The organism is Rhodovulum sp. 12E13 (assembly GCF_003340565.1).
Taxonomy (GTDB): domain Bacteria; phylum Pseudomonadota; class Alphaproteobacteria; order Rhodobacterales; family Rhodobacteraceae; genus HLUCCA09.
Genome location: NZ_QPLK01000027.1, coordinates 22,873 through 31,293, shown reverse-complemented (window position 1 = coordinate 31,293; position 8,421 = coordinate 22,873). Strand labels below are relative to the sequence as shown.

The window sequence follows — 8,421 nt, the reverse complement described above, 5'->3', positions numbered from 1 at the left end:
TGAAACGCTCGCCCGCGTCACCGACAATCCCAACGTCAGGCTGCCCGCCGTGGCGACCTGATCAAGCCCTGACCTCTCCGAGGGTCGGCGCTCCTACACCACGCCGTGGGACACTATCCGAACCGACCGGGCAGGTCCTGCGCCTGCCACCGCTCGGCTTGGCCGTGCCCGACCGGACGCAAGCGGCCGGAAAGGGCAAGGCAGGCGAGAGCGGGCCCGGGGCGGAGACACTACGCGGACGCGTGAAGGCCGGCTGACGGGCGGCCCAAAGAAGGGGCGTCGCGGCGGAACACTCCCCCGCTGTTCCCGTTGCCGCTGTAACGGTGGCACGCCGGCACGCAGGCGCCACCCCCGAACAGGACAAGGAGACTGACGATGGCGAAGGACACGCTTCGGGATCTCTACATCGAGCAGGTGCAGGACATGCACAGCGCCTGCATCCAGTCCCACGGCATGACGCGCCGTCTGGCCGACGCGGCCACCGCGCAGGATCTGAAGGCGGCGCTGATCGACGGTGTGAAGGGCATCGAGCGCGGCCGCGACACGATGGACCAACTGGCCCGCGCCCAGGGCGCCGACGCGACCGGCGAGCACTGCAAGGGCATGGAGGGCCTCGTGGCCGAGGCGCAGGACGACGTGTTCAACACCGAGTTCCACGACGATGACGTGCGCGACGCCGCGATCATCGCCCAGTACCAGCGCATGGCCCACTACGCGATCTCGGGCTATGGCACGATCCGTGCCTTCGCCGAGCGGCTGGGTCTCGAGGCCGAGCGCGACGCGGCGCAGGAATGTCTCGACAAGTCGTACGACGGCGACAAGCGCTTCACCGAGATCGCCCAGCGCCACGTCAACCGCGACGCGGCCTGACCGTCACCACATCGTTTTCCCACCGGCGAACTTCCTCCCTGTGTTCCGTCGGTCGACTGCCCGTGCGATGCGCTTGCGCGGGCTTTTTTCGTTCCGCGGCCCCACGAAAAGGGGCCGGAGCGTGGCCCCGACCCCTTGTCCACTCTGTGCCGTGTCGCTCAGCGGCCGCGCACGAGGCGCACGACCACGGTGACGGCGAACAGCACGAGGAACAGGACGAACAGGATCTGCGCGATCCCGGCCGAGGCGCTGGCGATGCCGCCGAAGCCGAACAGCGCGGCAACGAGGGAGAGCAGAAGAAAGGCGAGGGCCCATCCTAGCATGACATGGCTCCTTTCGAGAAAAGCGGGTTCCGCCCGGACCGGGCCGGCCGGCAAGGCATGAGAGACCGCCACGACCGGCTGCGATTTCCCTCGCCCATCGTTCCCGCGTCTCGTGCGCATTGGCAGAGCACGGGAACCTGCCCCGGGTGGCGAAGGTAAGCCGCGTGCCGTGATGCCCGGCGCACGCTGCGGGGTGGGCGGCCACGATGGGGACAGGGGTCAAGGGATCGTGGCCGCCCGAGTGCTACGCCCTGTCGGGCGCGAGGTCGTAACCACACCACCGCACCGATGTTCCCTTAGAGCCTCGATGTTTCGGGGCGGGCCCTGCACGGCCGTCGCGCCGCCGCGGTTGCCCGGGCGGGGCCGGCCGAGGCCCGGCGTCGTCGCGGGCTCATGCAACAGTTCTTTACCTACAAGGCGATCGCCGTGGCCGCCCGGGCGGTCGAGCGGCCCTGCCCGCCGCTCATCCGCGGCAGCTTGCGGCAGCGTGCGACCGCAGTCGGATCGACGGCCTCGCCTGGCGCGCCGGACCGGCCCGCGCGGATGCGCCAAGCGCCATTATCGCAGGCGACAATTCCCGCGAAAGCGCGACACCATCCGCGATCTTGCCACAATGGTGCCGGTATGGCGCCGCCGCTCAGCAAAAGTAACCGAGGAGCAACGGGCAAGGCCCGCTTCACGCCGAGGACACGACACCATGTGCCAGATCTGCGCCCAGGCTGCCCTGACCGGCCCGCACCCCTCTGCCCCCGCCGTGGCCCCGCTGCCCTGGCTCACGCCCGAAGAGGTGGCCGACTACCTGACCGTCGGCTTCTGGGCCGACTTCATCGGACGGCCCGGCCCCTTCGCGTTCGAGCCCGGGACGGACCGCGCGCTGAGTGTCGATCTTTCGGGCCTGACCGGGCCGGGGCGCGATCTCGCCCGCGCCGCCCTCGACGCGTGGGGCGCCGTGACCGGCATCAGCTTCTCCGAGGCGACGCCCGACGCCGACATCACCTTCGACGACGAGGAGCCCGGCGGCTTCGGTGGCCCGAGCCGCCTGAGGGGCCAGACGATCGAGCGGGCCGAGGTGAACGTCGACAAGGCCCTGATCGACCGCTTCGGCGCCGAGATCGGCGGCCGCGCCTACTTCTATTTCCTCCACGAGATCGGGCACGCGCTCGGCCTCGGCCACCCCGGCCCCTACAACGCCGACGCCACCTTCTCGGCTGACGCAACGTTCGCCAACGACAGCTGGCAGATGTCGGCCATGTCCTACTTCCCGCAGGACGCGCCCCCCGGCCTCGACGCCAGTCACGCCATACCGCTGACACCCCAGGTGGCCGACACGGTGGCGATGGCCCGCCTCTACGGGCCGGTCGAGACGGAGCGGGCCGACACGCGCTACGGCGAGGACAGCACCGCCAAAGGCCCGCTCGGGATGTTCCTTTCGGCGCCGTCGCCCACGGCACAGACGATCGTCGACACGGGTGGCATCGACTGGATCGACCTGTCGGGAGACCCCTCCGGCGTGCGGCTGGACCTCGCGCCCGGTGCGACCTCAGATATCCTCGGGCTCAGGGGCAACCTCACCATCGCGCCCGGCTCGGTCATCGAGAACGCACGCACCGGATCGGGGGCCGACCGTGTCACCGGCAACGGCGCGTCCAACATCATCGAGGGCGGGGCGGGCAGCGACACGCTGTCGGGCGGCGCCGGCAACGACACGCTGAACGGCGGCGCCGGCGACGACGTGCTCGAGGGCGGCCCGGGTACCGACATCCTGATCGGCGGGCCGGGCGCGGACGTGGCGCGCTTCGACGGCTCGCTGCACGCCCATGAGCTGCGCGTGCAGCCGGACGGAGGGTGGCTCGTCGGGCCGTCCGGCGCCGACAAGCTGGTAGACGTCGAATTCGCGCAGTTCGACAGCGGGCAGGCGTGGTTCGCCGACGGCAGCCAGGTCAGGCTGGGCGAGTTGACGCAGGCCGGCCGGCTCGCGCCCGAGGAATTGCTGACGTTCTCCGAGATGTACGTGGCCTATTTCGACCGGGCGCCCGACGCGCCGGGCTTTCACTTCTGGGCTTCGGTGCTGGCACGGGGGACGCCCCTCGAAGAGATTGCCGAGATATTCTTCGAGCAGGACGAGACCCAGGCGCTCTATCCGCCCGGCGGAAGCAACGCCGCCCTGATCGACGCGGCGTATCTCAACCTGTTCGAACGCGCGCCCGACCCCGGCGGACGGGCCTGGTGGCTCGACCAGCTCGACCGGGGCGAGGTCAGCCGCGGCGAGTTCATGCTCGAACTGATACGGGGGGCAAAGGCCAACAGCACCGCCGAGGCCGACCAGCGAACGGTCGAGGACAAGGGAGCCATCGGCCTGTCCTACGCCGCCATACACGGTCTCACCGACGTCGAAGGCGCGCATGACGTGATGGACCTCTATGTCCGCAGCGCTCCGGATGCGAGCCTTGCCGCGGCGCGCGACCGGATCGACACGCTGGCCGACGCCGCGCAGGACGCGTTCGCCATCAGGCTCGTGGGCGTCATGGACGACCCGCTCGCGTGAGGGCAGCCCGTGGCGGCGCCGGCCGGTAGCGACGCCGGGCGGGCTAGCGTGTCAGCACGACCGCGTCGCGCACGTTCAGCCCTTCGGCGGCGGCGCGCACGAGGTAATGGGCCACGTCGCCGCGCGGGATGAGGCCGTTGCGCCATGTCGCGGGGTCGGAGAGCACCTGGTAGTGCCCCGTGCCGGGCCAATCGGTCAGGATCGTGGGGCGCACGATCGTCCAGTCGAGGCCGGATGCCTTGATCATGTCCTCCTGCCGGTCCTTGTCGGCATAGGCGCGGCCGAGGATGGCGCGGTGGCCCGCGCGCTCGATCAGGCTCATGGCCTGCGCGCTGTCGCCCGCGCCGAATCCGGTGACCGCGAGCAGCCGCTTCGGGCCGGTCTCTTCCATGATCGGCAGCAGCGCCTGGGTGGCCGACGAAAACAGCCGCGTCGGCTGCCAGAACCGCGCGGTGGCCCGTCCGAGCCCGATGGCGAAGATCACCGCGTCGACGCCCACGAGGGCAGGGCGCAAGTCGTCCTGATTCGTGGCGTCGCCGGTCATGGCCTCCAGCCCCTCCCGCTCCGGCAGGTCGCCGGGAGTGCGGGCGACGGCGCGCACGGTGTGGCCCTCGTCGAGCGCGCGGTCGACCGTCTGCCGGCCGATCCCGCGGGTGGCGCCGAGCACGAGCAGATGCATGTGTCGTCTCCCTCTTGCCTGCGTCCGGCGCGTGGCCGAACCTTCCGCGCCGCCGCGGGTTGCCTTTCGGGCGCGCGCGGGTCTTTACCTGCGCTCGACCGCGCCCCGTGTAAAGGAGGGACCATGCCAATCGCCCGACCGCAGACCGAGAGGGAGCGCGCATGAACGTGCCCATGATCCCCTTCGACGCCGGAGAGCGGCTCGACTGGATCGCGGTGAGCGATGCCATCGCGGCCGGGCACGCCCTGCCGCGGGCCGAGCTCGGCGACACCTTTCTCACCCGTGGCTCCGACACGCTGCTCTCGCGGGCAGCCTGGATCGACGGCATGGGGGCGCTGGTCAAGACGGCCACCGTCTTTCCCGGCAATGCAGCCCGCGGGCGGCCCACGATCAACGGCGGCGTCGCGCTCTACGGTGACGTCGACGGGGCGCTCGAGGCGATGGTCGACTTTCATCTTCTGACCAGGTGGAAAACCGCGGCCGACAGCCTGCTCGCCGCGCGCCGCCTTGCGCCGCCGCGCGTGCGGGGCATCCTGATCGTCGGGGCCGGCACGGTGGCGGGCGCGATGGCAGCGGCCTACCGCGCCGCCTTTCCCGACGCGCGCGTCGCGCTGTGGAACCGTACCCGCCACCGGGCCGAGAAGCTGGCCGCCGAGACGGGCGCGGCGGTCGCGCCCGATCTCGAGCAGGCGGCGCGGACGGCCGACATCATCTGCTGCGCCACGATGTCGGTGCACCCGGTGCTGCAGGGAGCGTGGCTGCGGCCGGGCCAGCATGTCGACCTGATCGGCGCGTTCCGGGCCGACATGCGCGAGGCCGACGATGCAGCGCTGACGCGGTCGCGTGTCTTCGTCGACAGCCGCGAGACGGTGCTCGATCACATCGGCGAGCTGAAGGATCCGATCGCCCGCGGCGTGATCACGGCAGGCGACGTGGTGGCCGACTTCTACGAACTCGACCGATTCACCCGCGACCCCGACGACATCACGCTGTGCAAGAACGGCGGGGGCGCGCATCTCGACCTGATGGTGGCGCGCCACATCCTCGAGCGCTGGCAATCGGACGGGGATTGACCCGGCAGCCGCGCGCCACTCGGGGCACGATCGCCTCTAGCCGGCGACGGCCTTGGCGTCTCCGGCGGGGGGCAGGCACCCCGCGGGGCAGTGATCGAGCACCTCGGCCACGATGAGCGCCCGCTTGAGCGGCTTGGTCATGTAGCGGTCGATCCCCGAAGCGAGAATCTCTTCGCGGTCGCCTGCGAGGGCATGGGCGGTCATCGCCACGATCGGCACGCGGGGGGCGCCGGCCTCCGCCTCGGCGGCGCGGATGGCGCGGGCAGCCTCCTTTCCATCCATCCGGGGCATCGAGATGTCCATCAGCACGAGGTCGGGCGCGCGTTCGGCGACCTTCTCGACCGCCCTGCGCCCGTCTTCGGCGAAGTCGAGCTCGATCTCGAGGTCGCGCAGCATCTTGGCCAGCACGAAGCGGTTGGTCTTGTTGTCCTCCGCGGCCAGCACGCGCATCGGGCGGGCAGGGGCACTGGCCGCCGCGGGGAAGGGAATGGGCGCCGCAGGGTCGGCCTCGACCTCGCCAGACGCCGCCAGGCCGGGCTCCTGCGCAGGCAGGCCGGTCTCCGTCGGCTCGCATTCCGTAGCGGCGGGCGCGTCGGTCCTGTGGACGCCGGACTCCTGCTTGCCAGCCCCTGGCCCATTCACCCTCTGTCCATTCACGTCGGGCCCATGCACCTCGGGCCCATGCGCCTCGGGCCTTTGCGCCTCGGGCCCGTGTACCTCGGGCGCGTGTACCTCGGTCCCGTGCACCTCGGGCCCGTGCGCCTCGGGTCCGTGCGCCTCGGGTCCGTGCGCCTCGGGCGTTTCCGGATCGGGGTCGTCTGTCTTCGGCCGGCCCGCCTCGTCGAGGTGGGGGGCGGCCCCGCTGGAGGCCTGCGGCCCGGGGTCACCGACGCCCACGTCGCGTTGGACGGCGGCTGCCGTGTCGCGACCATCCCCGGCCCACGTGGCGGCCGGCAACGTCTCCGCGCCCGGTTCGCCGGCAGTCGGGGTGGCCCAGGCGGTGTCCCGCGCGGGCGGCGGGGCCCCGGCATCGAGCGGTCCGGCGACAGGCGCGCCGGCCTCTTCGGGCACGGGCAGGGCAGGCGCGCCTGGCTGCGGCGGCGGGTCCGGGGCAAAGACCGAGGCGTCGGGCAGGTGCGCCAGCGCCTCGAAGAGCTGACCGCGCAGCACGGGCCGGGTGAGCACGCCATGGATCGGCCGCGCCGCGGCATCCATCAGCGCGAGGTCGGCCTCGGCGCGCTGGGCGTCATGCAGGCTGGCGCAGACCAGCAGGCGCGCGGCCGCCGCGCCGGACTCGGCCAGCACCTCGGCCAACGCCTGCCCGGTCGTGTCGGGCAGGGTCTCGTCGAGCACGACGATTTGCGGGCGCGGCACGGCGAGGGCGATCTCGAGCGCCTCGCTGCCGGTCGTGGCGCGCGTGACGTCGAGGCCGAGCTGGGCGAACTGTCGGGTCATGATGTCGGCGTCGAGGCTGGGCGGCGCAACGAGCAGAGCCCGGCCCAGATGCGGCTCGACCCGCGGCATTGGCCGGCGCGACGGCTCGGCGGCCGGCAGCGTCAGGGAGAAGCCGAAGCAGGCACCGCTCCCCTCTTCCGACTCGACCCAGATCTCGCCCCCCATGAGCTCGACCAGCTGCCGCGAGATGGAAAGGCCCAGCCCCGTGCCCTCGAACGAACGGTTCTTCTCGCTCTCGACCTGGGCGAAGGAGCCGAAGATGTGCTCCTGCATGTCGGCGGGGATGCCGATGCCGGTATCCTCGACCGTGAGGTGCAGCCGCCACAGGCGCGGCCCGTCAGCCTCGCCCTCGTCGCCGTCGCCCTCGCCCCCGTCGGCATCGGCCTCGAAGCCCACGACGCGGATCAGCACGTGACCCTCGGAGGTGAACTTTACCGCGTTGCCGACGAGGTTGATCAGGATCTGCCGGATGCGCATGGCATCGCCCGTCAGCGACGTCGGCAGGAACACGTCGTAGTCGACATGCAGGCCGAGCGACCGGTCGCGGGTCGACGGCGTCAGCAGCGTGACGACCTCGTGCAGCAGGCGCTCGAGGTCGAAGGGCTCGGGGCGCAGGACCAGCCGCTCCGCCTCCATCTTGGAGAAGTCGAGGACGTGGTTGATGATCTCGAGCAGGGCCTCGCCCGACGACTTTATCGTCGAGACATACATGGTCGCCTCCTCGTCGAGATCGCTCTCGAGCAGCATGTCGGCCATGCCCACGACACCGTTCATCGGCGTGCGCAGCTCGTGACTCATGTTGGCGAGGAAGGCGGACTTGGCGCGATTGGCGGCCTCGGCGCGGTGGCGTGCCTCGTCGAGTTCGCCCTCGCGCTGCTTGAGCGCGGTCACGTCCTGGGCGAGGCACACCATGTCGCCGTCGCGCGAGCGGCGATCGACGAGGCGATACCATGCGCCAGATACGGTGCGGATGGTCACCGGCTCCAGCGGCGGCGGCGCATCCCACCGTTCGAGCATGCGCGCGATCCAGTCGCCGCGATCGGCGTCGTCGAGCACGACGTGGCCCTCCTCGACGGCGCAGCGCAGCACCTCGAGATAGAGCGAGCCCGGCCCGATCCGTTGCGAGAAGCGAAAGATCGACAACCACGCGGTATTGGCGGCGATCAGCCTGTCCTCGGCATCGAAGACGGCGAAGCCGTCGGTAATCGTCTCGACCGAATCCCACAGGCGGCGCTCGACCGTCTCGACATGCTGCTCGGCGCGCTGCAGGTCGGCGCGAACCTGCTCCGACTGCTCCTTGAGCTTCTCGGCCTCGTCGCGCTTCTCGATCACCTGGCCCGACAGCGAGAGCGCGTGCTGAGACAGCTTGCGGTTGGCCTCGAACAGCTCGCGGCACTTGAGCTCGAGCTTGCGCTCGGCGGCGAGGCGGGCGCGGCGCTCGGCGGCGAGCATGTCGGTCAGGTTCATCGAATCGGG

General features: G+C 71.2%; 6 protein-coding genes. 3 read left to right on the top strand and 3 right to left on the bottom strand.

Annotation, left to right across the window (positions count from 1 at the left end):
- Window positions 1–375: 375 nt before the first annotated feature.
- A complete protein-coding gene (locus DLJ49_RS17805) occupies window positions 376–870 on the top strand; it encodes a YciE/YciF ferroxidase family protein (RefSeq protein ID WP_115394894.1) in 495 nt (164 codons plus the stop codon).
- 158 nt (window positions 871–1,028) lie between these two features.
- On the opposite strand, the gene DLJ49_RS17800 is transcribed toward DLJ49_RS17805, so the two are convergent.
- Window positions 1,029–1,193, bottom strand: a complete 165-nt coding sequence (locus DLJ49_RS17800; RefSeq protein ID WP_115394893.1) for a DUF1328 domain-containing protein — start codon at window positions 1,191–1,193, stop codon at window positions 1,029–1,031.
- 697 nt (window positions 1,194–1,890) lie between these two features.
- On the opposite strand from DLJ49_RS17800, the gene DLJ49_RS22810 reads away from it, so the two are divergent.
- Window positions 1,891–3,738, top strand: a complete 1,848-nt coding sequence (locus DLJ49_RS22810; RefSeq protein WP_304466148.1) for a M10 family metallopeptidase C-terminal domain-containing protein — start codon at window positions 1,891–1,893, stop codon at window positions 3,736–3,738.
- A gap of 43 nt (window positions 3,739–3,781) precedes the next feature.
- Here the strand turns inward: DLJ49_RS22810 and DLJ49_RS17790 are convergent, their stop codons facing one another.
- Complete coding sequence (locus tag DLJ49_RS17790) at window positions 3,782–4,417, bottom strand: NAD(P)-dependent oxidoreductase (protein WP_115394891.1); 636 nt, start codon at window positions 4,415–4,417, stop codon at window positions 3,782–3,784.
- A 161-nt stretch (window positions 4,418–4,578) separates the two neighbouring features.
- On the opposite strand from DLJ49_RS17790, the gene DLJ49_RS17785 reads away from it, so the two are divergent.
- The gene (locus tag DLJ49_RS17785) at window positions 4,579–5,490 is read left to right on the top strand and encodes an ornithine cyclodeaminase family protein (protein WP_115394890.1); all 912 of its coding nucleotides are present in this window, start codon (window positions 4,579–4,581) and stop codon (window positions 5,488–5,490) included.
- 36 nt (window positions 5,491–5,526) lie between these two features.
- On the opposite strand, the gene DLJ49_RS21870 is transcribed toward DLJ49_RS17785, so the two are convergent.
- The gene (locus tag DLJ49_RS21870) at window positions 5,527–8,412 is read right to left on the bottom strand and encodes a response regulator (RefSeq protein ID WP_158547502.1); all 2,886 of its coding nucleotides are present in this window, start codon (window positions 8,410–8,412) and stop codon (window positions 5,527–5,529) included.
- Between the last annotated feature and the right edge of the window lie 9 nt (window positions 8,413–8,421).